General features: G+C 59.6%; 40 protein-coding genes and 1 tRNA gene. 20 read left to right on the plus strand and 21 right to left on the minus strand.

Annotated features, from left to right (window positions below):
* Positions 1-43: 43 nt before the first annotated feature.
* Positions 44-307, minus strand: a complete 264-nt coding sequence (locus FFR93_RS16090) for a hypothetical protein (protein ID WP_064709137.1) — start codon at positions 305-307, stop codon at positions 44-46.
* A gap of 278 nt (positions 308-585) precedes the next feature.
* Between FFR93_RS16090 and FFR93_RS16095 the strand changes: the two genes are divergently transcribed.
* Positions 586-659: transfer RNA gene (locus FFR93_RS16095), tRNA-Cys, on the plus strand.
* A 117-nt stretch (positions 660-776) separates the two neighbouring features.
* Here the strand turns inward: FFR93_RS16095 and FFR93_RS16100 are convergent.
* From FFR93_RS16100 to FFR93_RS16180, 17 genes are all read right to left on the minus strand, one after another.
* Entirely contained in the window at positions 777-1,913 is a 1,137-nt protein-coding gene (locus tag FFR93_RS16100) for a tyrosine-type recombinase/integrase (protein WP_171049197.1), read from the minus strand.
* Positions 1,910-2,179 (minus strand): hypothetical protein, encoded by a 270-nt coding sequence (locus FFR93_RS16105; RefSeq protein WP_138393957.1) that lies wholly within the window; start codon positions 2,177-2,179, stop codon positions 1,910-1,912. The genes FFR93_RS16100 and FFR93_RS16105 overlap by 4 nt, the downstream gene beginning before the upstream one ends.
* Position 2,180: 1 nt before the next feature.
* Positions 2,181-2,603: a hypothetical protein gene (locus tag FFR93_RS16110; protein ID WP_246661321.1), complete on the minus strand. Its 423-nt coding sequence runs from the start codon at positions 2,601-2,603 to the stop codon at positions 2,181-2,183.
* Positions 2,604-2,641: 38 nt separating this feature from the next.
* The gene (locus tag FFR93_RS16115) at positions 2,642-3,052 is read right to left on the minus strand and encodes an HNH endonuclease (RefSeq protein ID WP_138393959.1); all 411 of its coding nucleotides are present in this window, start codon (positions 3,050-3,052) and stop codon (positions 2,642-2,644) included.
* A 3-nt stretch (positions 3,053-3,055) separates the two neighbouring features.
* The gene (locus FFR93_RS16120) at positions 3,056-3,262 is read right to left on the minus strand and encodes a hypothetical protein (protein WP_138393960.1); all 207 of its coding nucleotides are present in this window, start codon (positions 3,260-3,262) and stop codon (positions 3,056-3,058) included.
* Entirely contained in the window at positions 3,259-3,969 is a 711-nt protein-coding gene (locus FFR93_RS16125) for a hypothetical protein (protein ID WP_138393961.1), read from the minus strand. The genes FFR93_RS16120 and FFR93_RS16125 overlap by 4 nt, the downstream gene beginning before the upstream one ends.
* Positions 3,962-4,261 carry a hypothetical protein gene (locus tag FFR93_RS16130; protein WP_138393962.1) on the minus strand — a complete coding sequence of 100 codons (300 nt, stop codon included), beginning with the start codon at positions 4,259-4,261 and terminating at the stop codon, positions 3,962-3,964. Before FFR93_RS16130 ends, FFR93_RS16125 begins: the two co-directional genes overlap by 8 nt.
* A gap of 1 nt (position 4,262) precedes the next feature.
* Entirely contained in the window at positions 4,263-5,177 is a 915-nt protein-coding gene (locus FFR93_RS16135; protein WP_138393963.1) for a hypothetical protein, read from the minus strand.
* Complete coding sequence (locus tag FFR93_RS16140; RefSeq protein ID WP_138393964.1) at positions 5,174-6,301, minus strand: recombinase RecT; 1,128 nt, start codon at positions 6,299-6,301, stop codon at positions 5,174-5,176. Before FFR93_RS16140 ends, FFR93_RS16135 begins: the two co-directional genes overlap by 4 nt.
* The gene (locus FFR93_RS16145) at positions 6,301-6,582 is read right to left on the minus strand and encodes a hypothetical protein (RefSeq protein ID WP_138393965.1); all 282 of its coding nucleotides are present in this window, start codon (positions 6,580-6,582) and stop codon (positions 6,301-6,303) included. The genes FFR93_RS16140 and FFR93_RS16145 overlap by 1 nt, the downstream gene beginning before the upstream one ends.
* On the minus strand, positions 6,579-7,604 hold the full coding sequence (locus FFR93_RS16150; RefSeq protein ID WP_138393966.1) for a hypothetical protein: 1,026 nt from the start codon (positions 7,602-7,604) through the stop codon (positions 6,579-6,581). The genes FFR93_RS16145 and FFR93_RS16150 overlap by 4 nt, the downstream gene beginning before the upstream one ends.
* Complete coding sequence (locus FFR93_RS16155; RefSeq protein WP_246661322.1) at positions 7,597-7,791, minus strand: hypothetical protein; 195 nt, start codon at positions 7,789-7,791, stop codon at positions 7,597-7,599. Before FFR93_RS16155 ends, FFR93_RS16150 begins: the two co-directional genes overlap by 8 nt.
* A gap of 98 nt (positions 7,792-7,889) precedes the next feature.
* Positions 7,890-8,093, minus strand: a complete 204-nt coding sequence (locus FFR93_RS16160) for a hypothetical protein (protein WP_138393967.1) — start codon at positions 8,091-8,093, stop codon at positions 7,890-7,892.
* Between the two features lie 284 nt (positions 8,094-8,377).
* Entirely contained in the window at positions 8,378-8,626 is a 249-nt protein-coding gene (locus tag FFR93_RS16165; RefSeq protein WP_138393968.1) for a hypothetical protein, read from the minus strand.
* Positions 8,627-8,635: 9 nt separating this feature from the next.
* Positions 8,636-8,971: a hypothetical protein gene (locus FFR93_RS16170; protein WP_138393969.1), complete on the minus strand. Its 336-nt coding sequence runs from the start codon at positions 8,969-8,971 to the stop codon at positions 8,636-8,638.
* 10 nt (positions 8,972-8,981) lie between these two features.
* Positions 8,982-9,179, minus strand: a complete 198-nt coding sequence (locus FFR93_RS16175; protein ID WP_138393970.1) for a hypothetical protein — start codon at positions 9,177-9,179, stop codon at positions 8,982-8,984.
* Complete coding sequence (locus tag FFR93_RS16180; RefSeq protein ID WP_138393971.1) at positions 9,172-9,435, minus strand: hypothetical protein; 264 nt, start codon at positions 9,433-9,435, stop codon at positions 9,172-9,174. The genes FFR93_RS16175 and FFR93_RS16180 overlap by 8 nt, the downstream gene beginning before the upstream one ends.
* A 172-nt stretch (positions 9,436-9,607) precedes the next feature.
* On the opposite strand from FFR93_RS16180, the gene FFR93_RS41280 reads away from it, so the two are divergent.
* A complete protein-coding gene (locus tag FFR93_RS41280) occupies positions 9,608-9,937 on the plus strand; it encodes a helix-turn-helix domain-containing protein (protein ID WP_205910742.1) in 330 nt (109 codons plus the stop codon).
* A gap of 123 nt (positions 9,938-10,060) precedes the next feature.
* Here FFR93_RS41280 and FFR93_RS16190 read toward each other — a convergent pair whose 3' ends face one another.
* Genes FFR93_RS16190 through FFR93_RS16195 form a run of 3 tightly spaced genes read right to left on the minus strand, consistent with a single transcriptional unit; the run spans position 10,061 to position 11,389 of the window.
* Entirely contained in the window at positions 10,061-10,414 is a 354-nt protein-coding gene (locus FFR93_RS16190; RefSeq protein WP_138393972.1) for a hypothetical protein, read from the minus strand.
* Positions 10,407-10,751: a hypothetical protein gene (locus FFR93_RS40890; protein ID WP_171049198.1), complete on the minus strand. Its 345-nt coding sequence runs from the start codon at positions 10,749-10,751 to the stop codon at positions 10,407-10,409. Before FFR93_RS40890 ends, FFR93_RS16190 begins: the two co-directional genes overlap by 8 nt.
* Complete coding sequence (locus FFR93_RS16195; protein WP_138393973.1) at positions 10,748-11,389, minus strand: XRE family transcriptional regulator; 642 nt, start codon at positions 11,387-11,389, stop codon at positions 10,748-10,750. Before FFR93_RS16195 ends, FFR93_RS40890 begins: the two co-directional genes overlap by 4 nt.
* A 94-nt stretch (positions 11,390-11,483) precedes the next feature.
* On the opposite strand from FFR93_RS16195, the gene FFR93_RS16200 reads away from it, so the two are divergent.
* From FFR93_RS16200 to FFR93_RS16290, 18 genes are all read left to right on the plus strand, one after another.
* Positions 11,484-11,708, plus strand: a complete 225-nt coding sequence (locus tag FFR93_RS16200) for a helix-turn-helix domain-containing protein (RefSeq protein WP_205910743.1) — start codon at positions 11,484-11,486, stop codon at positions 11,706-11,708.
* Positions 11,705-12,214 (plus strand): hypothetical protein, encoded by a 510-nt coding sequence (locus FFR93_RS16205; protein ID WP_138393975.1) that lies wholly within the window; start codon positions 11,705-11,707, stop codon positions 12,212-12,214. The genes FFR93_RS16200 and FFR93_RS16205 overlap by 4 nt, the downstream gene beginning before the upstream one ends.
* On the plus strand, positions 12,211-12,489 hold the full coding sequence (locus FFR93_RS16210) for a hypothetical protein (protein WP_138393976.1): 279 nt from the start codon (positions 12,211-12,213) through the stop codon (positions 12,487-12,489). Before FFR93_RS16205 ends, FFR93_RS16210 begins: the two co-directional genes overlap by 4 nt.
* Before the next feature lie 166 nt (positions 12,490-12,655).
* Positions 12,656-12,961, plus strand: a complete 306-nt coding sequence (locus FFR93_RS16215; RefSeq protein ID WP_138393977.1) for a hypothetical protein — start codon at positions 12,656-12,658, stop codon at positions 12,959-12,961.
* 388 nt (positions 12,962-13,349) lie between these two features.
* Positions 13,350-13,652 (plus strand): hypothetical protein, encoded by a 303-nt coding sequence (locus FFR93_RS16220; protein WP_138393978.1) that lies wholly within the window; start codon positions 13,350-13,352, stop codon positions 13,650-13,652.
* 5 nt (positions 13,653-13,657) lie between these two features.
* Positions 13,658-14,221: a hypothetical protein gene (locus FFR93_RS16225; RefSeq protein WP_138393979.1), complete on the plus strand. Its 564-nt coding sequence runs from the start codon at positions 13,658-13,660 to the stop codon at positions 14,219-14,221.
* 11 nt (positions 14,222-14,232) lie between these two features.
* Positions 14,233-14,775 (plus strand): hypothetical protein, encoded by a 543-nt coding sequence (locus FFR93_RS16230; RefSeq protein WP_138393980.1) that lies wholly within the window; start codon positions 14,233-14,235, stop codon positions 14,773-14,775.
* A 94-nt stretch (positions 14,776-14,869) separates the two neighbouring features.
* Entirely contained in the window at positions 14,870-15,475 is a 606-nt protein-coding gene (locus FFR93_RS16235; protein ID WP_138393981.1) for a hypothetical protein, read from the plus strand.
* Positions 15,472-16,854 (plus strand): DUF4942 domain-containing protein, encoded by a 1,383-nt coding sequence (locus tag FFR93_RS16240; protein ID WP_138393982.1) that lies wholly within the window; start codon positions 15,472-15,474, stop codon positions 16,852-16,854. The genes FFR93_RS16235 and FFR93_RS16240 overlap by 4 nt, the downstream gene beginning before the upstream one ends.
* On the plus strand, positions 16,851-17,432 hold the full coding sequence (locus FFR93_RS16245) for an MT-A70 family methyltransferase (protein ID WP_138393983.1): 582 nt from the start codon (positions 16,851-16,853) through the stop codon (positions 17,430-17,432). Before FFR93_RS16240 ends, FFR93_RS16245 begins: the two co-directional genes overlap by 4 nt.
* Positions 17,429-18,874, plus strand: a complete 1,446-nt coding sequence (locus FFR93_RS16250) for a DnaB-like helicase C-terminal domain-containing protein (RefSeq protein ID WP_138393984.1) — start codon at positions 17,429-17,431, stop codon at positions 18,872-18,874. The genes FFR93_RS16245 and FFR93_RS16250 overlap by 4 nt, the downstream gene beginning before the upstream one ends.
* Before the next feature lie 1,006 nt (positions 18,875-19,880).
* On the plus strand, positions 19,881-20,354 hold the full coding sequence (locus FFR93_RS16260; protein WP_138393986.1) for a hypothetical protein: 474 nt from the start codon (positions 19,881-19,883) through the stop codon (positions 20,352-20,354).
* The gene (locus tag FFR93_RS16265) at positions 20,351-20,632 is read left to right on the plus strand and encodes a hypothetical protein (RefSeq protein ID WP_138393987.1); all 282 of its coding nucleotides are present in this window, start codon (positions 20,351-20,353) and stop codon (positions 20,630-20,632) included. Before FFR93_RS16260 ends, FFR93_RS16265 begins: the two co-directional genes overlap by 4 nt.
* Positions 20,629-21,279 carry a hypothetical protein gene (locus FFR93_RS16270; RefSeq protein ID WP_138393988.1) on the plus strand — a complete coding sequence of 217 codons (651 nt, stop codon included), beginning with the start codon at positions 20,629-20,631 and terminating at the stop codon, positions 21,277-21,279. Before FFR93_RS16265 ends, FFR93_RS16270 begins: the two co-directional genes overlap by 4 nt.
* Positions 21,279-21,488 carry a LuxR C-terminal-related transcriptional regulator gene (locus FFR93_RS16275; RefSeq protein ID WP_138393989.1) on the plus strand — a complete coding sequence of 70 codons (210 nt, stop codon included), beginning with the start codon at positions 21,279-21,281 and terminating at the stop codon, positions 21,486-21,488. The genes FFR93_RS16270 and FFR93_RS16275 overlap by 1 nt, the downstream gene beginning before the upstream one ends.
* Positions 21,485-22,039, plus strand: coding sequence for a DUF1643 domain-containing protein (locus FFR93_RS16280; RefSeq protein WP_138393990.1), 555 nt, complete (start codon positions 21,485-21,487; stop codon positions 22,037-22,039). Before FFR93_RS16275 ends, FFR93_RS16280 begins: the two co-directional genes overlap by 4 nt.
* The gene (locus FFR93_RS16285) at positions 22,036-22,506 is read left to right on the plus strand and encodes a hypothetical protein (protein WP_246661323.1); all 471 of its coding nucleotides are present in this window, start codon (positions 22,036-22,038) and stop codon (positions 22,504-22,506) included. The genes FFR93_RS16280 and FFR93_RS16285 overlap by 4 nt, the downstream gene beginning before the upstream one ends.
* Complete coding sequence (locus FFR93_RS16290; protein ID WP_138393991.1) at positions 22,503-23,135, plus strand: hypothetical protein; 633 nt, start codon at positions 22,503-22,505, stop codon at positions 23,133-23,135. The genes FFR93_RS16285 and FFR93_RS16290 overlap by 4 nt, the downstream gene beginning before the upstream one ends.
* Positions 23,136-23,139: the final 4 nt, after the last annotated feature.

Below are 23,139 nucleotides of genomic sequence, written 5' to 3' on the forward strand. Positions count from 1 at the left end.
TTCAAACGCCGCCGATCGTTCTGGCGTCTGCAGCGCGGGCAATTCACCAGGATCTGCCGGCGTCGAAATCTTCGCACTCATCCTCGGTCATCTGGCGGTGAACAAACTCGCCGTCGACGACCTTGCGCATCACGTGCCCCGTGATCGGCATCTTCGTGTTGATGTCGGTGACAGGTTCGGTAACGAGGGCATAGCCCCACTCGTCTTCCCGACCTCCGTTCGCATAGCTCATCGAGATGCGTTTGAGCCTGGCAAGCAGTGAAAAGAAGATGTCTTTGGCGGTCCCGCCGAATGTCGCGTCGTGCATGATTTCTCCCCAGAAAATGGGGATGATCCAAATCTGTTCGCACTACAATCCTAACTTTTTGGGATGATGTCGAAACGGCCCGACTTTATTGGCATCTAGTTACCGGCTATCGATCATCGATCATCATCCGAGCCCAAGCCGACCATCCAGAATTTTCCGCAAACACCTAATCGGAATGAAAAAAGGACCGTATTGAGAATGAAAGGTCTTGCGCTCATTCTAGAGCTGGTCTAAATCGCGGCCACCACACGGTATTTTTAGATATCGGTCACAGGTGAGGCCTCGTGGCGGAGTGGTGACGCAGAGGACTGCAAATCCTTGTACCCCGGTTCAATTCCGGGCGAGGCCTCCAATCAACTTTTCACCCATCGATAAGCATCTGATTTTTCTACGGAATATTTTAGGTGTGGCAATTTGGACTTGAACCGTTCCGCCACACCAAAACGAGGTGTGGCAATCCGTTCCCGGTTCAGCCTTCCGTCCCATCGGCCGCCGGCAGCAATTTCGAGCCGATCCCATCCCACTTAATCTTCTCAACCGTCTGTCTCGCAAGGCGCGCTTTCTCTGCGTTCCGCGTGTAGATCTTCGACGTCTTCGAATCCTTCCACCCGAACATTGCTTCGAGCATGCTGTCAGTCGCTTCATTGTGAGCGACGTCGGTGGCCAGGCCCTTGCGCACCGAGTGTGAGGTGAGGTGCGGCATTCCCGCCTGTCTCCACCAATCGGAGATGCGATTCCCCAATCCCTTCACGCTGAACGGCTTCCCGAACTCGGTGACGAGATAGGTCAAGTCCGTGACCTTGTGCGTTGCCAGCACGGCTTCTAGGATCGGGTGGATGGTGATCTCGATATCCACAGGTGTCCGGTTGCGATTCTTGAACAGGCGGAGCTTGAAAGCGTCTCGGCGGCGATGCTGGGGACCGAGGACGGCGAGATCCGAGACGCGAAGGCCGGTATACATCTGGATCGCGATGTAGAGAGCGGCCTTGGAGCCGGTCCCGTGATGTTCGATGAATTTTGCGATATCGTCGGGCGTGGCCGTCTCATGCCCATCGGTGTGCGCGTTGAAGGGGTCGACAAGGCGCGCAATGTTCACGGTGATGGGCTTGCCTTCCTTCTTGGTATCGAAGACCTGGCGGAGCACCTTCAGGCGCTCGTCGGCCGCAAACGGCGTCGCCTTCTTCCGATCGCGTAGAACCTCGATGTGAGCGACTGCCATCTTACCAAGGGGGATGTCGGCGAATGGGCGATCATCCTTATCCGACAGCGGCTCCTGCCACATGCCCTCCATGATGTTCCGGCGCCGGTCTCGCGTTGTCTGGTCCAAGCTCTCATACGCGTTGCTCCGCATGTACTCCATGCAGAGCCATCGGAACGTGTTGGGCTTCACCACCACCGACAGCGCCTTCGCCTCTACAGCGCGCGCTATAGCCGGTTCTGCGGCCTTTCGTGCCTTCCAGTAGGCCGTCGCAAACTCTTCGGAGTTGATATCATCCGGCAGGCGACAGATGCGCTGCCCGTCGATGCGCAGGTAGAAGCGCATCGTGCCGTGTCGGCTCTTGTTCTTCTCGATATACGGTAGATCGATATTGGCCACGTCTGTCATGCAGACGCCCGCCATTCGTCGCTGTCGCCGGCGTCAGCGTCTTCCCTCTGCTTCGGAATGCCGTCCTCTGGCCATTCTGACATAGCGGCGGCGATCTCAGCGACAAGCCACACCTTTCGGCTATGCCACTTCCTCGGACGGGGTAGGAAACCCTCCTCGACCATCAGATCGACCGTGTTCGCGCTCACGCCTATGGCAAGAGCGACCTCGGACCTATTCAGTCCAAGGCGGGGCACATTGCGGCTCAAGTCAACGGTTGATCCCATGTCATCCCCGCTTTCCACCGGAGAGGTCCACAGGCGCAGGCAAAAGGTTTTGCGATGATACCCGCTCCATAACCGTTTCGCCGCTGGGCAGCAGAATCTGACCGAGGAATGCGGCTTCAAACGACAGGATGCCCGTCTCGATGGCGGTGAGCTGCCCTTTGATCCAGTCGCGCAGAATCGACCAGACGGCTATCCGGCCTTTCTCCAAGGCTCGGCGCTCGTGGTCGACTTTCGACATGCGCATGCGGGATGAGTAGGGGTTCTGCCGCAACCAAGCTGCAGCATAGCCCTTGGCGCTCGCTTCGACCTGCACCATTCGCCCTCGGTATTCGAATTGGATGACGACCTTGCCCTCGGCGAAATCTTCCATGGGCGCGAACTTCGAGCAGCCGAAAGCCTGAATGGTCTTGCGGATATCGTCCATCGCCGATCGGCCTGACGTGCTATTGGAATACGGCAGGCTCATCTCGTCTCCTCTGCCGGCTTGTACAGCGGCCGGGCAGGAAGTGGTGGCTTCTCTATCCGGCGGGCCGATTTCGGCGATTTGGGGAAGCCTGGCGACTTGATCTTGGCGGACGGTCGGATAACGCCAGACGACTTATCCCTCTGGCGGTCCGATTTCCGAATCTTCTGGATATCGCCCTTCGTCTTGAACTTGTTGCAGGTGACGCAGATCGCCCTGCAGTTCTCCAGGCTATTGTCGCCGCCGAGCTGGTCCGCAACGTCGTGGTCGAAGATGACGCCGAGCGAGAGGCTGCAGTTGCAGCGTTGGCCTTCCTTGAAGCCATAGCGCGGCCCAGATGCCTCGCAGCGATGGCCCGACCGGGCGAGGGCTTCCCGCCTCGTCTTGCGGGTGAACTCGGTGCGGCTCATAGCCTACTCCATCATCTGGCGTTTGCACGGGCCGTCGCACCAGAACCTGATATGGTTCTTGCGGCCGGCGAGGCGGGCGTGAAGCATGCCGTCGCACTTCGGGCATCGAACGCAGGCCGATGTCACGCCCTTCTTGATCATCTGGGCTTTCATCTTCATACCGTCGGTGATCGTCGACAGGATCGCCTCTTTGTCGAAGGACAGGCTCATGCTGCCCTCCCGATCTGGTCGATGTTGCCGCGCTCGACGGTGAAGGTGTAGGCGACGACGAAGGGATTCGCCTCCCATGTGCCGGGGCCGTTGATCTCGGTCCAAAGCGAGGCATAGGAGCCGACCGCCGTATCGACGTAGCCGTTCCACCCTCCATCGCGGTATCGCTTCCAGAACCGTAGGCTCAGGTCACCGGGCGCAACCACGCGTGTTACATCCTCGATGCCTTCCGCGATCGCATCCGCCTCGGTGATGTCGTGCAGCTTTTCCACCCGCACGTCGGTGACGGTGAGCGTCAGGCGCGATGCCCAACGGGGCATGTGGATTGATGGACGCCACCGACCGGGCTTCGAGCGATCCCATTCCGCTGCATAAACAGCAGCGTCGTGGTCATCGTCGGGGCGCAATGTCTGCTGGACGCCTTCACTCATCCGATACGCGGTGCGCGGCACGATAGCGTGGTTTTCCTTTACCCACAGACGATCGCCGCGCTTAATCCTGATGTCTAGTTCGCCCGCATAGTTGCCGTAGACGCTGCGCCGCTCGAATGAATGATACGGTGAACCATCGATAGGCCGGATGGTTTTGCGAATGATGCTGATGCCAGGCGCAGGCTGGAACTTCAGTGTGCGCCGCGTTTGCGTCTTGGTCCCGGCGAGGAGGGCTCGGACCATAGGCCCGCTGAACAGAATGGGCCGATCAGTCATTGGCCTTCTCCATTTCGGCTCGGATCGCGGCACGGTTGGCGGCGGAATCCGATTTGAACTTCTGGAGTGCGAGATTGCTCAGCAGCCCTTTGTCCACGAACATGAGGCATTGGCCGTTCGAAAGCTGAAGCTTTGGGATCAACAGATGCAGGATGCTGGAGTCATGATTGCAATCCCGATAGCTGTAGAGGAGATGAGCGAGCCACACCGGGCATTCGTCCTGGTGAAGGCACCGGTCGCAGTATTCCTCCTCGTAGAGCATGCCTTCGGTGCCGTTTGGAAAATACCCCATATCAGCCTCCAAGTTCTTCAACGGAGCAGCCGAGCGCGTCGGAGAAGAAGTCCAGCGCGCCGTTCAGGCTGGCCTGGCGGTTGAAGATCGCCCGCATCGATCGGGAAATCGCCTTGGCTTTCTCCTGGCCGTCGGCGGACATCTTCTTGATCTCCGGCGCCCATTCCTTCTCGATCGCCGACAGAAGTGAGCCGGTCGTTTCCGTGTTTGCGGCAAGCGGCAGGACATCCTTCGCAAAGTCGATCAGGCGCTGCGTTTCAGGATCACGAGCCCCCGGTGACGGCGTGGGGGCGTCACCGTCACCGGAGGTCTCGACCGACACAAGATCCGCCACGGGTGTTTCCGTTGTGTCGGTATTGGTGGGCGCTGCAGAGGAGGGGGACTCCGCAGCGCCGGCAGACGAGGATGAGGGGGGCTCGTCTGCGTCCGGCGAAGCGGCGCCGGATTCGTGTTCTATGATTTCGCCCGTGGTCGGGCCGTGATCTTCATACTCGACGATGTGCGCCGTTTCCTTTTTCAGGGTGGCGACATCGACACCGGTCATTCGACTGAGAAGCTCGGTCATCTGCTCCAGCGCCTCTTGCAGCTCCGGGTCCTCAAGCGCGGTTATTGATTTCGGATACTGCATGTAATCGCCGCCGACCGTCTTGGAGAGGTTGACGATGCCGAGCGCGAGCTTGATCGCCTCGTGCGCTTGGTCCCGGTTCTTCCAGGGGGTCTGGCACTGCTTCAGCACGATGTCGATGATCGCAAACCACTTGCGCACCAGGACGCGGTCCTTCTCCTCGGTGAAGCGGACATAGACGACGGTACCGCGGCGGTAGCTATTGAGGCGCTCGGCGTCGAAGGGTCCAGCCGGAACGAGTCGTCCGCCGTCGATCGTCATGCGCAGCGCAGGGAAATCAGACTTGGTCATGCAGCACCGCCGATACGCTTCTCAGCGCGCTTGCGGATCGCCTTCGCGATTGCCTGGTTGGTTTCACCCTGCGGCTTGCCGTCGAATCGGGCCATGGGGTCGAACTCGGTCCAAACCTCCTCGAGCGATGCCAGGTCGGAGACGACTGCGAGAGCGTCTTCTAGCTTTTCGAAGAAATCGTTGTCGTCGATGATCTCATCCTCGACTGGGGCTTCCGGCTCTTCCGGCTGCTGCCGATCGCTCAATGCGCCGTCGGTCGGCTGATCGGTGACCTCGACCACTTCAGCGTCGTCGACAGGCGGCTTCGGAGGAACTGGCGGCTTTGGCTTCGAAGGCTGCTCATCGCGCGGAGTGATATCCCGCATATCATCGGCATCGGCGATCTCGCGGGCCTCATATTCGTCGCGGATGCCCCCCAGCACGTCGCCGAACAGTTCGCGAAGGCAGTAGCCAGCGGCGCGCCATCCGAACATGCGCTTATAGAAGCGATACCAGGGGGCGTCGTTTGGCTGATCCTTCTTGAAGATCTTGCTGCCATTTTCCCAAACATACTTATCGACGAGTGGGTTATCCTGATAGAGACCTGCCCTTTTGGCATCCTCAACCGTGAAGATGACGGTCTTTTTCTCGCCCGTATCAAGTCGCTCGGCTTCACAGAAGCCGCCGGTACGTTCATCTTCGGAGAGAGCCCTGAATGCTTCTTCAGTGCAGCCCGGAAACTCCTTCTCGTCTTCATCTGACGGCAGAACGCCGGCAGCGCGCAGCATCTTCCGGCTATACGTCGCGTAGCCGAAATTCAGCAATTTGGCCTTACCGGATTGCCTGACGACGTTGATCAGGCCATCTCCGTATAGTGCAGGCTTGCCGTTGATGACGGTGAAGCTGCGAAGCGATACCATCGGCTTCAGGCCAAGCTCTGCGCCAGACATGATCGCGACGGCGACGGCGCTTGCGGCATCATCGCCGGTCTTCTTTCCGATCAACGCCGATGGGGCCAGACCTGCAGAGACGACGGCGCGCGAGATGCGGAATGTCTCCTCGAAGGTCTGAGGCACGATCGCCATGACCTGGCCGCCACCGGCAAGCGCTGGCAAGCTCGATTTCGTTTGCGTCTGGGTGTCCATCAGAAATTCCAATCTTCAGCAGGAGCGGCGGCGGGAGTTTCGGAAGCGACCGGCGCTTCGACGCGGCGGATGACCGTCTTCTCGGCTTTTTCGGATTCAGCCTTGATCTCGACGACATCGACCTCGGTCTCGCCGCGCTTGGTCTCGACGATGACCTTTTCGCCGGGAGAGAGTTCGAGGCCGACCGGAACGAAATAGTCGTAGGTCTTTGTGTCTTCGCCATTCTGCCACTTGAAGCGAACGGCAGCGACCAGGCGCGGCTGGGTGAAAAGATCGGTCATCGTACTGCAGCCTTTTCGGATACGGTGATGCCGGGAATGTTCGTGCGGCCGGCGTCAACGGCGCGCTGCGCGAGCTTCCGAAGGAGATCCTGGCATTCGGGGTGGTTGGACATGTAGCTGGCGAGCGCCACCCAGTCGGTCACCTGGTCGACGACGATCTTGACGCTGACCGATGCAGCCTTGCCGTAAGTCGCGCGGATTTGACCCACTGGTTCAGATGGAGGAGCAGGCTGTGTTTCGACCTTTGGAGCTTCGAGTACAGCGGTCTCGCCTTCCTGATCGCGTGCTGACTTTTCTGCGGCAATGCGGGATTCTTCGGCCTTGCGCTCTTCCTCGCGCCGACGGCGGAGTTTTTCGTTCTCCCAAGCATCAAGCGCGTCCCTTACTGTGTTCGCGCCTTCCTTGGCGGACTTCACAAGCGGCATCCAAAGCTTGTCGATTGCCTTGCCGGCCTCGAGGTGTGGCCGCTTGAGCTCGTCTCGCTTCTTATCGGCGTCGCCAGACAGCTCGTTCAGTCGGTTGCGTAGCGACTGAGCCTTGGAAGCCGTCGCATCGTCGGCGATCTTGGCATAGGCAGCGATACCTTTCAGCGCGGCCTCTATCTGATCTTTGAGCTTTTCGGTCTCATCGATCTCGCCGGAGTTATCACCTATCGTCGGATCTGGGGGTGTGAACTGAGAGGCGACAGTCTTGTCGTCATCCGGCCAGCCCTTGCCTTCGAGAGCGGCGTTATAAGCTTCGTAGGTGACAGGATATCTGCAGCAGAACGTCCAGATCTCGTCGGGACGGATCTCGCGCCCGGCGCGATACGCGACGAGCTGATCCGAGCCCTCGGGATAGAAGATCGCGACCGGCTCGAAAACCTTGTCCCGGTTCTTGGCGCGATAATAACCCTGCTGGGCATCGCCTTCATGGACGGGGAGGGTCTTGCCGATCGCGGCTGGGTTCTTGAGCGCCGCCTGCCACCAGGCCCACGGCCCGACTATCTTTTGCGCCAGAGCGCCGATTGACTGTTCAGCCATGGGAAATGTTCTCCTGATTGATAAGCGCGTCCGTCTTGAGCCTCTGCTCTGTCGGCGCGAAAGAGACGAAGGTGAGGACGCCGACGGCGGCCATGGTTAGGATGAGGGTGATCGCCTTGTTGACCGCGTGGGTGAGGCGGGCGTACTCTTCGATGACTGGCGCAGTGCTGGCGTTGATCGCGTCCACGCGGGCTCGAATGTTGCCGACCGGAGGATATTCCCGCTCTTGCACTCGGCATTCGGATGGAGGGCAACTGCAGCCGAATTGTTTGACGATGCAGTCGGTCATGACGCGCCACCGATTGCTTTCGCCGTCGAGGCGACGCATTCCTTTCGGTAAGCTTCGCGAGCCTGGGAAAGAGCAGTTTCGCGCATGCCCATATCGTAGGGATCGCTTGGGTTCAGACGCTCCCAAGCGGGACGACCTGAAACGCGCTTACGGGATGCCTCGTAAATCTCACGGGCCTTTGCTTCGATTTCCTGTTCCATCGTCTTCCCTCTTGTCTGTGGTTGGATTGGGATTAGTCCCAGACCTCATCGCCAACGCCGCCCATGAATTGGGCATGGCGTTCTTCAGAAGTGCTTGGAGTTACAGGCGGCTTACCTTGGTCGCACCACCAGCAGTCAGCGTCCGAATAGCCTTTGGCGTCATCCGGAACTGGGCCGGGGAATGCGTAGGCGGCGTCTCTTGATCTGATCGCTACCCAGCCTGTGTCGTTGCATTTTCTGCAGATCGGCTTGCTCATCGCGCGTTCCCTCTTGTCTGTGGTTGGTTATGAAGCGGCGAGAGCCTTTTGCGCGACGCTCATCGCTTCTTCCGCGGTCAAGCCGCGGTAATCGTCGGTGGTGGCAATCTCGTGCAGGGCGGCGCGAAGGCGCTTGTTCTCTTCGGTGAGATCGAACACTGCAGCGCTGGCCTCTTGAGCCATCCAACGCGCGCCCATCTCCTGGCTCTCTCCAGCGTCACGCATTCTGGTGACAACCCGCTTGAACATTCCTCGCCAGTCGATACGGTCTGTCATCGTCCCCTCCTATTCCGCCGCTACCAACGACGCCGACGAACTCTCGGCTTTGGCGATGGCGGCACGGGCACGGCATGTTCGGCAGCAGCCACCTTCTAGATCTTCGGCGCCGTCCGTTTCACACGGCATCGAGGCGAATTCTTTCAGAGCCTCCAGCAGATCAGGAGCGGCGGCGATCAGGCGGGCGTTTGCCTCCGGTTCCGGCGGTAGGATATCGCCGTTATGGACGCATACAGCGATTGCTAGGCCGTCGTGGCGAAGAACATTCACGTCTTCGAAGAAGCTCTCTTCCGGAGATTTCGGGTCCACATGCCACGGACCCGGTGTGTGCTTGCTCTCTGTCATCGTTTTCCCCTCACGAATAAATCTGGTCGGCGTCAGTGACGTTCATGGCCGCCCGAGCTTGAGCAGCGAGCTTCGCGCCGTAGCTGAAGCTGAACTCGATGTAGTCTCGGAGGTAGACGGCGTGGGGGCCATCACGGCGTTCTCTGCCGTCGGCGTATTCCTCAGCCGAATATTGCTGCAGGCGCCGGATCTCGAAGAAGTTACGCATAGAGCTGATCCTCTTCGGTGATGCCGAGGATTTCGCGGGCGTAGCGGTATTGGCCGGCGACCATCGAGCGGTAGCCGCGCATGAAGGAGGGTCCTTTGATGGTGTTCGACCGGTCATGCATCTTCTCGAAGCCGATAGCGCCGGTCCGCTGTGCCTCGATCGCCATGTAGGCGTCGCAGTCAGCCAGCGTGCGAGCGGCATTCCAGCGGGCATCGCGCTTGCTCTGCTCGGTCTCGATGTTGCGAATGTGCTGCATGGTCCCGTCCTCTTTGGTGCCGCCGATCCCGTTTCTCTGAGCCCGTGGGCTAGTCAGTCGCGATCGGCTTTATGGACGGATATTATGCGCAAACGGATAAATAGCAATACAAAAAATGCGCAAACGGATAAAATTTATTGCGGACGCGGATAATCCCGGATAATTTCGCGTCATGCAAAATCAACCAGAATTATCCGAAGCGGGCCAATGGTACCGCGACCGAGATGAATGGATTCGCCACATCTTAGGGCGGCCCTATCTTTCAGCAGATTGTCAGCGGGTCGGCATCTTTATCGCGATGCACATGAACCGCCGCGACAATCACACTAAGCACCAGCAGAAGACCATCGCCAAAGACCTCAACTTGAGCCCTACGACGGTTAAACGGGCGGTCGGAAAACTCATCGACGAGGGCTTGATCGACAAGGAGCAAGTGCAGCGCGGACGACGGAATCGTGCCGTCAATCACTACCGTCTAATCTTCGCGTGGGAAGCTCTCTAGGGGTCACTAGCGACCCCTTGCCAAGGGGTCACCAGCGCCCCCCCTAATAACGGTAGGCTTAATAACGGTAATCTATATCCCTTTTCAGATTCTTGCTCTGAGGGGAGTAATTGGAAACGGAGATCAGGGAAGAAATTTTGATAGCTCGGCCCATTTAGCGATGATGGTTACGCCGACCCCAATCATGCCCACGATCGCCGCCACTTTCGCTGTAGTGGGAAGGCTGTCGACTCTGCCCTTTAGTTCCCCGAAGCTGGAGGCGGACGGGAACCCCTCAATTTTTCCCTTAATGTAAGCCATATCGTTGGCAATGCCGTCGAGCTTGCCTTCGATCTTGTCGAATTTCTTTTCTAAGGCTTCTACACGCGCTTCCATGTCATCAAATGTGCCACCTCCGCCGCCGGACTTCAATGCTTTAATCGGCGGAACCATGGCGTCTTCGCCTTTGTTGAACGGAACGATATTATCGCTACTCATCAAACAGGAGCCCTCTTTCCTGTCGCGCATTTTTCTTCGATCGCCACACCTGCACGACATACATCGAGTACATGTCGAGGTGTCCGCAGTCAGTGCAAAGAACCCTCACGCATGCCAAATGCTTGCTTAGGGCAAGGTCAACGACGTTTCCCGGCGTGCTCGCTATCGCGCTTAATCTAGGTACGTAGCCGTCGTTCCAGCCGGTGTCGATGAAGAATCCGTTCGGGCTAGGGCATTTGCCACATTTCAAATCTAGTTGGGTATCTTCAGCGAATTCAATGAATACAGAGGGCGTGATCCATGAAAACTGCGGGTCCAGATATGGCGTCGGTGTCATGCTAATTTCAGACTCCCCTGGATTCCCCCAGCGCGATCAACCCTTTTGAGCTGCGATCGCGGAATAACGGCGAATATCTCGCCGATCCAATCGAGCCCAACGTTCTCGATCGGCGCCGCGTTGAACGACATCAATGTCACCGGAGATCCCTTCATGATCGTCTTGAGGAAGCGCCGGCCGTCGGTGGTTTTGACGGCGGCATCTTCGCCATAAAAAGCGGAGACTGGCTTTTTCTGATCTCGGTAAACGACTACGACATGGCCGTCCTTGTAAACCGGGAGCATAGAATCGCCCCGGACCTCGAGTGCTATCATTTCCTCGGGAAGCGGAAAGGGAACGCTCACCTGGTCGAGGCCTTCTGGTGGAACTTGTTCGAACTCCGGCAGGATCTCGGCGCCTGCGCCAATGAAGCCCATTATCGGTATCGAGTGCCAGGCATCTCCATCAGCGCGTGGTCCTTCATCGACGAGCCGCTCGTACGCTTCGTTGATAGCGTCGCGCCGGTGGCCTTCAGGCTCAGATCCAGTCAGCCATCGGTTCACGGTGGACTGCGAAACTTCGAAATGCTCAGCCAATTGCATCTGTTTCCAGCCGCTGGCTCTCATGATCGCGCGTAATTTTTCCGGGATAGTTGGCATTCTTGGACGCTAGAACGGCGCACGGATAAAGAAAAATGCGTTCGCGGATAAAATGCGCTTGCAAATAATCCGTTTGCGCATAATATCCGTGCGCATGAACGCCATGAAGCACATCCGAAAAAACGTCTTCCGTGTCACCCAGGCAGAGTTCGCCGTGGTGGCCGGTGTCACGCAGGCAACCGTATCGCGTTGGGAAAACGGAGTCGCCCCCTCGCTCGAAGAGATGCAGGCGATCCGCTCGGCTGCGTCCGCACGTGAAATCGACTGGAACGACGCTCTGTTCTTTGATGATCCAGCTGAGGCGGAGACAGCAGCATGACCGCCTTCAAGCCATATCCCGAACTCATCATCGACAACTTCGACGAAGGTACGACGCGCATCACCACCAAGGGCGGTGAAGACGTTTTTGTCGCGATCGCCGGCCGTCCCGAGGACATGCAGCGTTTCGTCGACTGCTGGAACGCCTGCCGCAAGCTGTATGCGCCGGCGGCTCATATCGAGGCGACGGACGCCCGCGTCGAAAAGCTGGAAGTCTTGCGGGCGGAAGCCTGGTCGGCGGCGACGGCGCTGCAGGCGGAGATCGAGAAGCGAGGCGATCATGCTGGTGCCAGCGTCGGCTCCGAATGGACCTATGACATAGCAGCTGCCCCTCGTGACCGCCGCCTCTGGCTGGCGACGAAGTGCGGCAAGCTCTCTGTCACCCGTTGGAATGAAAAGCGTGGAGCTTGGGATGGCCTGGCGGCCGGCGAGCAGCCGATCGCGTGGCAGACCTATGTCGTGCCGGTCCATCCTCACTCCTCCAATGCTGAGGGAATAGCAGCATGAACACGGTTGAAGAGGCTCTCCAGGAAATCTTCCGCACCGCGCTGCGCGTGCCCCTCGGCGATGCTGGCCAGGAAGAGGCAATGTTCGATGCCATCGACCGGCTGCCGGCGCATCACGCGATCCACCGCGTCACGTCTATGGCCTTTCAGTGCGGCGGCTGCGGCCACGCCGGTTTCATCCGAGACACGGTTTTCAATCTCGAAACAGGCGAAGCGGGTTGTCCGAAGTGCGGCAGGGACGGAACGCTTCATCTCCTGAAAGGCGGTGTCGCATGACGTCGACGATCGATGCAGCCCGCCAGATCCAGCGCCCAGCCGTTCAGCCGATGACGTTTCACATCTGCAAGGCATGCAGCAAAACCCTTTCCGTAGCTGAGTTCATTGAGCGTCACTGTGAGGCCTGCGGCCGGGACGTTGAGGTTGTCGCGACAAGGGGGCGGTCATGAGTGATCTCTCGGCCGTCGCAAGAGAACTCATCAAATCCGATCCGGCGCTTGCCGATGAGATTCGGCGGCAGCTTTCCAACTTGCACCTTTCAGGCCTGACGCTTCGCCAGAGGAAGTGCCTGGACTTCATCCGGTCCTACGCTTCCGAGAACGATTGCGCGCCGTCACTGGCGACGATCGCAAAGCACATGGGCCAGGCGTCTCGCAGCAACGTTCACCGGATGGTCATCGCAATCGAAAGTCACGGCTTTATCCAGCGTGGCGCATCCGGCGCCATTTCCATCGTGGAGCAAGCAGCATGAGCGCCTCCGTAGCAATCCAGGGTCTCTGCGCCGCGATGATCATCTTGTGCATGTCGGTCCTGTTGATCGCAGCCATTCGCTTCATGCGAGCTGATCCGGAGGACAGGGTCCTTATCGCTCCGGCCCCCGGAGGGGACAACGTCATTCCATTTCAAAATACCCGCCTGAACGTCGAGGGTTCCAATCTGGTCGTTCGGGCGAACTCACCGTCGAGGGGCGGGAACGCATAACCTTTCCTGACCGCGCATCCCTCTGACACCAATGAAGCTAATCCCAAGGCGGCAGGAGCGCATTCACGGTGTCAGAGAATTTCGTTCAAGAAACCAAGAGAGAAAATCAGGGTCGAAAAGTCATGAGTACGGCAATCGCATCGGAATACGTGAGGCGGATGGTCGAGCGGGAAACCGCCGGCAACGGTGACGTCGAGAATGCGGTGCGGCGGCTGGCTCGCAAGCATGGCCTGTCCTTCTGGCAGATCATGCATCTGAGGGCTGGGAGGGCGAAGGCGATCTCAGTCGACGCCTTCTTCGCCATCCGCACCGCCTACCTCGACTACTGCGAGCAACAGATAAGCGACCTCCGACGGGAGATCGCGGAAGTACGAGGAAACGATGATCGCTTTGAAGATCTGGTGGGTGAAGTTGAAGCTATTGCTGAAAAGGTTCGGCAAGCAAAATCGAAAGGACGGTGACGATAATGGCAGCGCAGATCGGCGATAACAGCAAGGAACTGACCGAGCTGGAAAAGCAGGCTCTGTGGGCTCACCACGTCCGCCGGCGCATTGCCATTCACCACGAGCGAGAAGAGCTGAAGGCAAGCGAAACGGCGGCCAAGAAGGACGCCAAGAACGACGGCATATCCGAGCAGGAGATGAAGGATTTCATCGACTGCATGTTGACCGACGATCCGCAAAAGAAGGTCGATAACTTCAACATGCTGAAGCGGAATCGCATCCGCCTCGGCCTTATCCAAGATGACCGCAAGGGCGACCTTCTCGCCGATCGAGTTACCAACGAGCAGATGATCTTCGCCGCCGGCGTCGAGGCGGGCCTCGCCGGGCTTGATCGGGTGTCGAAGAAATATTCTGCCGGCAGCAGCGAGGACAAGACCTGGCTGTCCGGCTGGGACGACGGCCAGCGCATCGCCCGCGAAAACCTGCAGTCGGCGATGGAAAAGCGCAACGCCGCCAAGGCGTCGAAAACGAACGAGGAACCGCGTGCGACAGGCGACGATCCTTTCTCTCAAGACAAAGAAGACTGAGGAGCATCAGCATGGCATTCGAACGCGCACGTATTCATATCAATGCCGCCTCGGTCGGGACCGGCTTCAAGGTCCGCGTCACGAAACGCAAGGGGCCGGCATGCATCAGCTTCACCCTCACCAAGGCGCTCGCTGCGCAGTTCGGATGGTCCGACGGCGACAAGCTCGAGCTCTTCGTGGGGACCGACAGCGATCACGGACTTCTGCGGTTCCGCAAGAACAACAGCGTGGGCGACGCCCCGGTCTCCTTCAAGAAATCGGCAAAGGGTGACTGGGTTTCAATCCCGATCGGCCACCAGGCGCGATTTGTCGACGAGGCTCAACTGGCCGCTTGGGTGAAGTTCGAGCAGATTGAAGGCGGGTTCGTCGAAGTCGTTCTCCCCCGCTGGGCCGACAAGACCAGACCGGCAAAAGTCGCGGCATCAGTTCCATCCAGCAAGCCCGCCGCTCCTCCCGCACACGCACTTCGTAAGAACGTCACAAGCGACATCATGGGCGATCCTCCAGCTGGACGGCGCGAGATGCTCGAACGCCTCGGTAGCGTCAAAGCCTAACGTCTCTCCCGGTCGGCCGCTGATCCTCCCAAGTGCGGCCGATTTCACTGCCGGAGCGCGAATGCTCCGGACTTTCTCTTCCGCGAGGCGCCATATGACGACCATCTTCGGCTTTGACCCTTCGAAATCCACTGGCTGGTGCGTCTACGATCCAGATCAGCAGAAGGTCGATCGCAACTTCTCCCATATCAAATGCGGTGTCTTTCAGATGCCAGACAAGAGCGACCACTACTACACCGGCGACCAGATCGGCCTGAAGGTCGCGGCGCTCATCCGCGAGCATGGAAGGCCTGATTGGGTCGTGCTCGAGGAGCAGTCGCTCGCCAAGATCGGCAACACCAGCGCCGACGCAATGCTCTATCCATGGATCGCGACGACGGCCATCGTCTCGACGATCGCGAACTTCGGCATCCCTTACGGCACTCTGCCGCCGGCCACATGGCGCAAGAGCTTCTACGGCCAAACCTTCAAGCCGCCTCTCGACAACAAAGGCAAGAAGGACTGGAAGTCCGCCGCGGTGTCCGAATGCGAGCGCATCGGCATCAAGCTCCCTACGCAAAAGGCGCTTGCCCATAACGCCGCTGAGGCCTGCGCCCTGGCGATTTGCTGGGGCGTCCGTGACATGAAGGTCCACGCCGGCCGGTACCAGCAGCCGCTCATGGATCTGCGGATGCAGCGGAACGAGAGGGCGGTGGCATGAACCAGCTGATCACCCGCGCATCGATCGCCGAGATCGCCAGACTTCGGGACGCCGCTCTGTCCGCCTTCCAACGCGCCAGATCGGCTGAGGCCGAAGCAAAGCAGCAGATGGAAGAAGCCGCCGCGATGCTGAAGGTTGCGGCGCCGTTCGCGGCCGGCCTGTTCTCGACCAGAGAAAAGGGCCAGGTCATCACCGACCGGCATTACATCGACGGACGCGTCTGGGATTCGGTGATCCACTCGACCGAGCTCAACCATCTCATGGACAAGAAGGCGAAGGACGAGCTGCGTCAGCAGCTCCTGACCGACGCCCCGGAGTTCACCGAAGAGAACGCCTACGCAACAATCGAGCACTTCATGGCCGAGGCCGGGATGATCTTCCGGCGCGGTATCGCCGAGATGTTCTCGAACCTCGATCGGCGTTTCCGCTCGCACTCGGGCTGGAAGCTCGGAGGCCGTGTCATCCTCGATCGGATGTTCGACGAAAACGGCTGGTGGAACTATCACCGCGATCACCGTTCCACCCTGCAGGACATTGAACGGACCTTCCTCATCCTCGACGGTCGCAAGCCGGTCGCTGATTATGCCGGCATCGTCGGTGAACTGGACAAGGCCCGGCGCCTCGACGGCCGCGGCGCTCGGCAGACGGAGGTGCAGAGCGAATTCTACGCCGTCCGGATCTTCAAGAACGGCAATGCGCACCTGTGGTTCAAGCGTGACGATCTGGTCACGAAGGCCAACCGGATGATCGGCGAATACTATGGCGAGGTCATTCCGGAGGAGCGCAAGCACGAAGACGATGGCGGCTTGCACGAGCCGAAGCGAGAGATGGCGAAGAATTTCGGTTTCTTCCCGACGCCCGACAGCCTGGCAGACAGAACCATCGATCTCGCAAGCCTCCATAGCCGCGACGGCGTTCTGAATGTTCTTGAGCCGTCGGCCGGAACCGGACAGCTTTCCAGGCGGGCTGTCATGGCCGGCGCTGCGGTCGATTGCATCGAATGCCAGCCGCATCTGGCCAAGGACCTGAAGGCCGCCGGCATTTACGGCCGTGTGATCTGCGCCGACTTCCTGGCTCTGAACCCGCGCATAACCGATCTCTATGACCGCATCATCATGAACCCGCCGTTCGATCGCGAGCGGGACATTGACCACGTAATGCACGCCCTGAAGTTTCTCAAAGCTGAGGGCCTGCTGGTCGCGATCATGTCGGCCCACACCGAGTTTGCCGAGAGCCGCAAGGCTGTCGCCTTCCGCGAGCACATCGCCAGGCTCAATGGGGTCTTCTCCGACAACCCGATGAACTCCTTCGCCAGCGTGGGGACCAACGTCAACACGATCACGCTGAAGGTCTGGAAGAGTGGGAGGAAAGTCTGGTGAGGCTCTTCCCCGATCTATGGCCCTTCGGCGACCTGCCGCCGCATTCCTTCGATTTCATCATGGCCGATCCGCCGTGGAAGATGCAGGAGTGGTCGGACAACGGCGACAAATCCAAGTCGACTCAGTCGAAGTACCGGCTGATGCCTCTGGAGGATATCAAGGCGCTACCTGTCTTGGACCTCGCGGCGCCGAACTGCCTCCTGTGGCTCTGGGCAACCAACCCGATGCTGCCGCAGGCTCTTGATGTGCTGCACGCTTGGGGTTTCGAGTTTGCCACCGCTGGATCGTGGATGAAGACGACCCGCAATGGAAAGCAGGCGTTCGGTACTGGCTACATTTTTCGCACTTCTAACGAGCCAATCCTGATCGGCAAGCGAGGCGAGCCGAAGACGACTCGGTCAGTGCGGTCATCGTTCCCTGGTCTGGCGCGGGAACACTCCCGGAAGCCAGAGGAAGGATACCGCGAGGCCGAAAGATTGATGCCGCGCGCTCGCCGGCTGGAACTCTTCTCGCGCACCAACCGGGCCGGCTGGACGACCTGGGGCGACGAGGCTGGAAAATTCGGAGAGGCCGCATGAACGAACTCCCCAACCGCCGTTTGTTCATGGACCGGATCACGGAGGACGATGTCTTCGAAGCCGAGAAGACCGTGCTCGCCTGCATCCTCGCATCGAATGAGCTGATGTCTGAATGCGGCCTTGAATGGTCGGACTTCGTCGAAGGTCTGCATCAGACGGTATTCGACAAGATCGGCGAGCTTGTCGCTGGCCATCAGGTCGCAAATTCGGTGTCGCTAAAGCCGTTCCTTCCCCGCGCAGTCGACAAGCTTCCGTTCACCCCGGCTGAATATGTCGAGAACCTTTTCCTGATCGGCAGCAGTCCTGCGCGCAAAGCACAGTTCGAAGCTTCCCTGCAGATCATCAAGGGCCAGGTCATGGCCAGACAGATCGGGCAGGAAGCCCAGTATATGGCAACGGTGGCCAGCGAAGGGCATGGGCTGCTGACGATCGGCGACGAGATCGAGCAGTTGGAAAGCCGGCTGAAGGAGCTTCGGGCCCGGTTCGCGGAGACGACGGCGATATCCTCCCCCGGGTCATCCTATCTTTCTGCCTTCCAAGCCTCGTCACGGCGCGACGGCGTTATCGGAGTTCCGATCGCACTGCCGGAGATCGCGCGCGTCCTGTCCGAGCCTGTGTTCGAAGCCGGGAACCTCTATGGGCTGCTGTCGTCGTCGGGCGAGGGCAAGTCGAGCTTGACCATGCAGCTCATCTATCACGCTGTGCGCGAAGGTCACCCCGTCCTCTTCCTCTCCTATGACCAGTCGTCGGCCCAGTGCGTCCGTCAGATGATCGCCCAGGTTCACGGAATCGACGTTCGCCAGCAGCGCGAGCCAAGCCGCCTCATGAGCCAGAAGGAGCAGGACCAGTGCGTTTCATTCGCCACATGGATCGATCGGCAGCCCCTCGAAATCATCCGATGCCAGCGGGAAGGGGTGTCGCAGCTCGTCGCCTATTCCCGTCGGTTCATCAAGAAGCGGGCCAACGGCCGGACGCCTTTCCTCGTCATCGACCACATCGGGAAGGTGAAGCCGAAGAACGACAAGCTCTCAGCCGACCGCATCTCGGGCGACGTCACGGCGGAATTGAAGGCCCTGGCGGACGAGACCAGCAGCGCCGTGCTCATCCTCAATCAACGCAACAGCTTCGGCACCCGTCGAGACAACCCGCGTCCGATCGCCGCCGACCTCTACGGCGGGGAAGGGGCGAAGGCCGACTATGACGGGATCCTCTACCTCTACCGGGCTGAGAAATACAAAGCCGAGCGGGAGGCCATCGCCGCCACCGACGCCGATTGGAAGAAGATCCATCGGGTGTTCACCGGAGACCTCGAAGGGATCGCAGAGATCGGCTCGGTCAAATGTCGCTTCGGCGATGCGACCATCAAGGAGCGGGTGCGCTTCGAGGCCCGCTTTACCCGCTACGTCTCCATGCAGCCCGAACGCGAGAGGGAACTCTTTTGAATGTGGCTCTACACCCCCACCACCTCAACATCCTCTCCATCTGCACCGGAGGCGGCGGACTCGATCTCGGCGTCGAGCTGGCAGTTCCAGGCGCTCGAACAGTCTGCATGGTCGAGAGGGAAGCCTTCGCGGTCGCGCAACTGGTATCAGCTATGGAAGCGGGCCTTATGGCTCCAGCGCCTGTGTGGAGCGATGCCAGAACATTCGGCGGCCGCGCGTGGCGTGGAGCAGTGGACGGCGTCATTGGTGGCATCCCGTGCCAGCCGCATAGCCTTGCCGGCAAAAGGCTTGGCACCGAAGACGAGCGCGATCTCTGGTCCGACGCCCGCCGCATCCTTGTCCAGTCTGGCGCGTGGTTCGTCCTCATCGAAAACGTCGGCGGGATGCTGTCAGCGGGGGCTGACGAAATCGCTGGAGCGGAGCGCGTACACCGAGACCTTCGCAAACTTGGTTTCGAGGTGGAGGGAGGACTGTTTAAGGCGCGAGAAGTTGGCGCGACGCACGACCGCCCTCGGGTTTTCATTCTCGGCTTGGCCGACGCCCGCTGCCCGAGATCACAAGGGCGCGAATGGCCAAGACCATCTTCAGAACGGGACCGGAAGGCTCCACTTGGACCAGCTTCCGAATTTCGTCGCGCATCTCTGGCGGACGCCGCAGGCGATGGATGCCGAACGGGGTTCGAATGGAACGTGGGTACCGAAGCCAAAGGCTGGCGACCACTCATTGCGTCATCAGATCGAGAGGTTTCCTTGTTCCCACCCGGCCCGGACGACTCTGAAGGATGGCGAACCACCCTCTCGATCGCGCCGGAGCTTGAACCCGCTTTTCGTCGAGTGGCTGATGGGCTGGCCTCCCGGCTGGACATTGGCCGCGTGGACCGACTTCGCATGCTCGGCAACGGCGTTGTCCCTCTTCAAGCAGCGTATGCGCTCCGCACTCTTGTCACTCGGCTTGCCGCGCGAGGCTCCGCCGGCGCAGCTCGCCTTGTTCGGATGATGGAGGAGGCATGAGCGAGCAGCCCTTCCTCTTCGGCGATGGATGGATCGAGGTGAAGGACGGGAACGATACCGCCCGCGCACTCTTCGATCGCCACTACAGTCGGTACCTCTATGCTGACGGGCGCAAGCCGAAGATCTTCGTTGGTCCGGGCGAGAAACTGGTACTGCTGACGACCGATGCCAAAGCCCTATGCGTCTGGCGTAAGTTTATTTCGGCCGACGGGCAAGACGGCGTCAACTGCGCGATCTTCCGTAATGAGAGCGACCAGCGCGCCAGCGACCTGATGCAGTCTGCCATGACTGTTGCCTGGCAGCGTTGGCCCGGTGAGCGCCTCTACACCTACATCGACACCTATCAGGTTCCTCCGACAATCGTTCGCGGGAACCCAGTCTGGGGCTATTGCTTCCGCAAAGCCGGCTGGCGGTTCTGCGGGGTCTCAAAAACGAGAAAGCTCATCATCATGGAGGCATTTGCAGCATGAACGAATTCGCCGGATATGCTCACCCAATCCCCGGCGGCCGTTGGTGGGCCATGACCCGCTTCGCCAGGGACTCGAGGCCGAAGCCGATCATGGCCGAAGGCGACAAGCCGCTGGTGTTCCCCGACGAGCTTTCCGCCACCAAGGCCGTGCTCCAGCACACACTCGCATACTTCAACGGCCACCTGGTCGCCTCGCGGGAGATCGCCGGCTCTTCGGTCAAAGAGACCCGCCGCGCCGCCGCCGATCGGCTGTTTCAGAAGAACGGGGAGGCGGCATGACCATCGCCAATCAACCCTTCGACGCCGACGCCTACTGCCGCAACGCTGCGGCCATCAGAAACCGCCTGATGAAGCCGCGTAACGCAATCAATGGGCAGAAGGCCATCTCTGCCCCGCGGCCGGTAGAACGCTCGCCAGTGAGACCCGTATTGGCCGAGAGGAATCCATTTCAATTCCACGTCAAGGCCTATCGAGCCTCGTCGGCCTTCGCCAAGACGCCGAAGACCTATCTCATCCGACGGTCTTTGGAACTCGGTTTCACGTTGAAGGAAGTGGTGGGCCCGTTCATCTTCCTCCCATTCGTTATGGCCCGCCGTATGCTGGCATGGGAGTTGCGTGAGAAGTTCGGCCTCACTGAGCTGCAGATCAGCCGTCTGCTGAAGCGTGATCACAGCAGCATCTATCAGCTCTTTACGCACCCCAGGCCCACGGAAGAGGAGGCATCCATGCGCCTCGCCCTGGAGCCTGGGGTAACCTTCCTGCGCTCGTTCCAGAACGCATATCGAAGTGAGGTTCTCTACAGCGAGATAAGCGCCATTTACCGCATTACCAGTCGATCTATCCCCATCCTCGCAGACCGGCTGGGCTTGCAAAGAAGAGACCTGGGCAGCGTGAAAATGCGCGCCAAATGGAAAGAGGTGCGCTGATGCAGGACACGACGATCCACATCACACCGCGCGAAAAGGAGGTCCTGCAGCTTCAGTGCGAAGGCAAGACGGCAGCGGAAATGAGCACGATTCTTTCGCTGTCGGCGCACACGGTGAGAACCTATCAGGCGCGGATCAAGGAAAAGGCCGGAGTCTACAAGGACACGGCCCTCGTCGCCTTCGCTTTCAGGCATGGGTGGGTGGAATGACGGACCTCTTCGGCTTCGATATGCACCGTGACGCTGAGTTCCACGGCAAGAACCGCCTGACGCTGACGCGGCGATGGGGCGGCGGTCCTCAGGCCTGTGTCATCGGCTGCAATCCGTCCACGGCTGATGGCATGAAAGACGACAATACCTCGCGGTGGTGGAACGCCTGGTTCCGCGAGTTCGGATTCGGCGGCTATGACGCCGTCAACCTCTATCCCTTCTGCACCTCCAGCCCAGCCGAATGCCGCAAGATCGTTGCGACGATCGATCATGGGGCGTGGGATGTTCGCGACGACGTCCACTTCGTCAATCTCCCGCATCTGGTCGCCAAGGCGAAGGCAGCACATCAGGTCTTCGTCTGCTGGGGTGCGATCGCCTGGGATCATCTCTGGATAGATCACGTCGTCGAGGAGATCCAATCGGGCGAAGCGCCATATCCGGACCTGTGGTGCTGGGGGACGACGAACCGCGGGGCGCCGAAGCATCCCATGGCGCGCGGCCCCCATCGCATTCCGGCCGATCAGAAAGCTATCCTCTGGAGGGCCGCGTGACCGACCCACACGACCATCCCGAAGCCCTCGCGATCTTCGCAGAATACGGCATTGCTGTCGTGCCGGCGCACGTGATGCCGTCGGTCGGCCAGACGCGAGCGATCGCCACCCTCGACCGAATCAGAAAGCGCCATGGAGACGCACACGCGCGTTTCGTGGTCATGACGCTGGCAGAGACAGCCAACAACAAAGCCTTTGTCGACGAGACGTCCCTATGGGTCGTAAGCGACATGGTGAGGGCGGCGGCCAAGAACTTCCCCGATCTCGTCGACAACAACGTCTCCGCCTGGTTCTCGTTCTTCGACAGTATCCCGCTGGGCTATCTTCAATACTGGGCCTTCGACCTCGATGGCGTGGTCTCCAAACGACATGCCTTGGGCGGCATGATATACGAACGGATGCGGCGGCGGTTCGGCGCGCTGGCGGTCCAACCCGATCTCTTGGACGATAGACGAGGAGCAGCATGATTACCGGACGAGACATTGGAGAGCGCTTTATCCGCGCCGTGCAGATCATGGGCGGCCTTTACTCAGTCGGGCCAAGCCAAAGCCGCGCGGCATGGGTCGAAATTCCATATACCCAGGCAGACAAGAACGGCTGGGGCTCTGAAAGACTGGCGGCAGAGCGGCAAGCTTTCTGGAATTCGATCAACCATTCTCCTAAGCCGTGGGAGATAACCGAAGCTGAAGAAGCTCTCGGCTGGCTGAAATATGTTGAGGATGAGAACGAGCGCCTGTGTCTCACCTCATGGGCAAGATGCATGGCGACGAAGCTGGTTTTCAAGGATTGGTGCAAGCGAGCCGGCATTCATCCTGAGACCGGCCGACGTCGAAAAGAGCGGGCGATCTTACGTATTTTGTTAGCTTTGTCTCGCAAGCCATTCCAGCATAACGAAATAGACGTTTCTGCCCTGTTGCCTGATGCCCCCGAAATCGGTGATAAAGATGTCATCATCGCAGAAAACGTGACGCACTGGCGAGCACCTGACGCAAAGCCTTCAGCCTTTGAGTTTGACGACAGCCTTCGGGACTTCTCATGGGCAGAGGCCCAGAACGAACGCCGGAAGCAGCGCGAAGCGAAACGCAAGGCCGCATAGATCA

Source organism: Rhizobium sp. MHM7A (assembly GCF_005862215.1).
Taxonomy (GTDB): Bacteria; Pseudomonadota; Alphaproteobacteria; order Rhizobiales; family Rhizobiaceae; genus Rhizobium; species Rhizobium bangladeshense.

Coding starts and splice junctions, on each gene's coding strand:
- FFR93_RS16090 (WP_064709137.1), bottom strand. CDS start 307: ATGCACGACGCGACATTCGGCGGGACCGCCAAAGACATCTTCTTTTCA.
- FFR93_RS16100 (WP_171049197.1), bottom strand. CDS start 1,913: ATGACAGACGTGGCCAATATCGATCTACCGTATATCGAGAAGAACAAG.
- FFR93_RS16105 (WP_138393957.1), bottom strand. CDS start 2,179: ATGGGATCAACCGTTGACTTGAGCCGCAATGTGCCCCGCCTTGGACTG.
- FFR93_RS16110 (WP_246661321.1), bottom strand. CDS start 2,603: ATGGACGATATCCGCAAGACCATTCAGGCTTTCGGCTGCTCGAAGTTC.
- FFR93_RS16115 (WP_138393959.1), bottom strand. CDS start 3,052: ATGAGCCGCACCGAGTTCACCCGCAAGACGAGGCGGGAAGCCCTCGCC.
- FFR93_RS16120 (WP_138393960.1), bottom strand. CDS start 3,262: ATGAGCCTGTCCTTCGACAAAGAGGCGATCCTGTCGACGATCACCGAC.
- FFR93_RS16125 (WP_138393961.1), bottom strand. CDS start 3,969: ATGACTGATCGGCCCATTCTGTTCAGCGGGCCTATGGTCCGAGCCCTC.
- FFR93_RS16130 (WP_138393962.1), bottom strand. CDS start 4,261: ATGGGGTATTTTCCAAACGGCACCGAAGGCATGCTCTACGAGGAGGAA.
- FFR93_RS16135 (WP_138393963.1), bottom strand. CDS start 5,177: ATGACCAAGTCTGATTTCCCTGCGCTGCGCATGACGATCGACGGCGGA.
- FFR93_RS16140 (WP_138393964.1), bottom strand. CDS start 6,301: ATGGACACCCAGACGCAAACGAAATCGAGCTTGCCAGCGCTTGCCGGT.
- FFR93_RS16145 (WP_138393965.1), bottom strand. CDS start 6,582: ATGACCGATCTTTTCACCCAGCCGCGCCTGGTCGCTGCCGTTCGCTTC.
- FFR93_RS16150 (WP_138393966.1), bottom strand. CDS start 7,604: ATGGCTGAACAGTCAATCGGCGCTCTGGCGCAAAAGATAGTCGGGCCG.
- FFR93_RS16160 (WP_138393967.1), bottom strand. CDS start 8,093: ATGGAACAGGAAATCGAAGCAAAGGCCCGTGAGATTTACGAGGCATCC.
- FFR93_RS16165 (WP_138393968.1), bottom strand. CDS start 8,626: ATGACAGACCGTATCGACTGGCGAGGAATGTTCAAGCGGGTTGTCACC.
- FFR93_RS16170 (WP_138393969.1), bottom strand. CDS start 8,971: ATGACAGAGAGCAAGCACACACCGGGTCCGTGGCATGTGGACCCGAAA.
- FFR93_RS16175 (WP_138393970.1), bottom strand. CDS start 9,179: ATGCGTAACTTCTTCGAGATCCGGCGCCTGCAGCAATATTCGGCTGAG.
- FFR93_RS16180 (WP_138393971.1), bottom strand. CDS start 9,435: ATGCAGCACATTCGCAACATCGAGACCGAGCAGAGCAAGCGCGATGCC.
- FFR93_RS41280 (WP_205910742.1), top strand. CDS start 9,608: ATGCAAAATCAACCAGAATTATCCGAAGCGGGCCAATGGTACCGCGAC.
- FFR93_RS16190 (WP_138393972.1), bottom strand. CDS start 10,414: ATGAGTAGCGATAATATCGTTCCGTTCAACAAAGGCGAAGACGCCATG.
- FFR93_RS40890 (WP_171049198.1), bottom strand. CDS start 10,751: ATGACACCGACGCCATATCTGGACCCGCAGTTTTCATGGATCACGCCC.
- FFR93_RS16195 (WP_138393973.1), bottom strand. CDS start 11,389: ATGCCAACTATCCCGGAAAAATTACGCGCGATCATGAGAGCCAGCGGC.
- FFR93_RS16200 (WP_205910743.1), top strand. CDS start 11,484: ATGAACGCCATGAAGCACATCCGAAAAAACGTCTTCCGTGTCACCCAG.
- FFR93_RS16205 (WP_138393975.1), top strand. CDS start 11,705: ATGACCGCCTTCAAGCCATATCCCGAACTCATCATCGACAACTTCGAC.
- FFR93_RS16210 (WP_138393976.1), top strand. CDS start 12,211: ATGAACACGGTTGAAGAGGCTCTCCAGGAAATCTTCCGCACCGCGCTG.
- FFR93_RS16215 (WP_138393977.1), top strand. CDS start 12,656: ATGAGTGATCTCTCGGCCGTCGCAAGAGAACTCATCAAATCCGATCCG.
- FFR93_RS16220 (WP_138393978.1), top strand. CDS start 13,350: ATGGTCGAGCGGGAAACCGCCGGCAACGGTGACGTCGAGAATGCGGTG.
- FFR93_RS16225 (WP_138393979.1), top strand. CDS start 13,658: ATGGCAGCGCAGATCGGCGATAACAGCAAGGAACTGACCGAGCTGGAA.
- FFR93_RS16230 (WP_138393980.1), top strand. CDS start 14,233: ATGGCATTCGAACGCGCACGTATTCATATCAATGCCGCCTCGGTCGGG.
- FFR93_RS16235 (WP_138393981.1), top strand. CDS start 14,870: ATGACGACCATCTTCGGCTTTGACCCTTCGAAATCCACTGGCTGGTGC.
- FFR93_RS16240 (WP_138393982.1), top strand. CDS start 15,472: ATGAACCAGCTGATCACCCGCGCATCGATCGCCGAGATCGCCAGACTT.
- FFR93_RS16250 (WP_138393984.1), top strand. CDS start 17,429: ATGAACGAACTCCCCAACCGCCGTTTGTTCATGGACCGGATCACGGAG.
- FFR93_RS16260 (WP_138393986.1), top strand. CDS start 19,881: ATGAGCGAGCAGCCCTTCCTCTTCGGCGATGGATGGATCGAGGTGAAG.
- FFR93_RS16265 (WP_138393987.1), top strand. CDS start 20,351: ATGAACGAATTCGCCGGATATGCTCACCCAATCCCCGGCGGCCGTTGG.
- FFR93_RS16270 (WP_138393988.1), top strand. CDS start 20,629: ATGACCATCGCCAATCAACCCTTCGACGCCGACGCCTACTGCCGCAAC.
- FFR93_RS16275 (WP_138393989.1), top strand. CDS start 21,279: ATGCAGGACACGACGATCCACATCACACCGCGCGAAAAGGAGGTCCTG.
- FFR93_RS16280 (WP_138393990.1), top strand. CDS start 21,485: ATGACGGACCTCTTCGGCTTCGATATGCACCGTGACGCTGAGTTCCAC.
- FFR93_RS16290 (WP_138393991.1), top strand. CDS start 22,503: ATGATTACCGGACGAGACATTGGAGAGCGCTTTATCCGCGCCGTGCAG.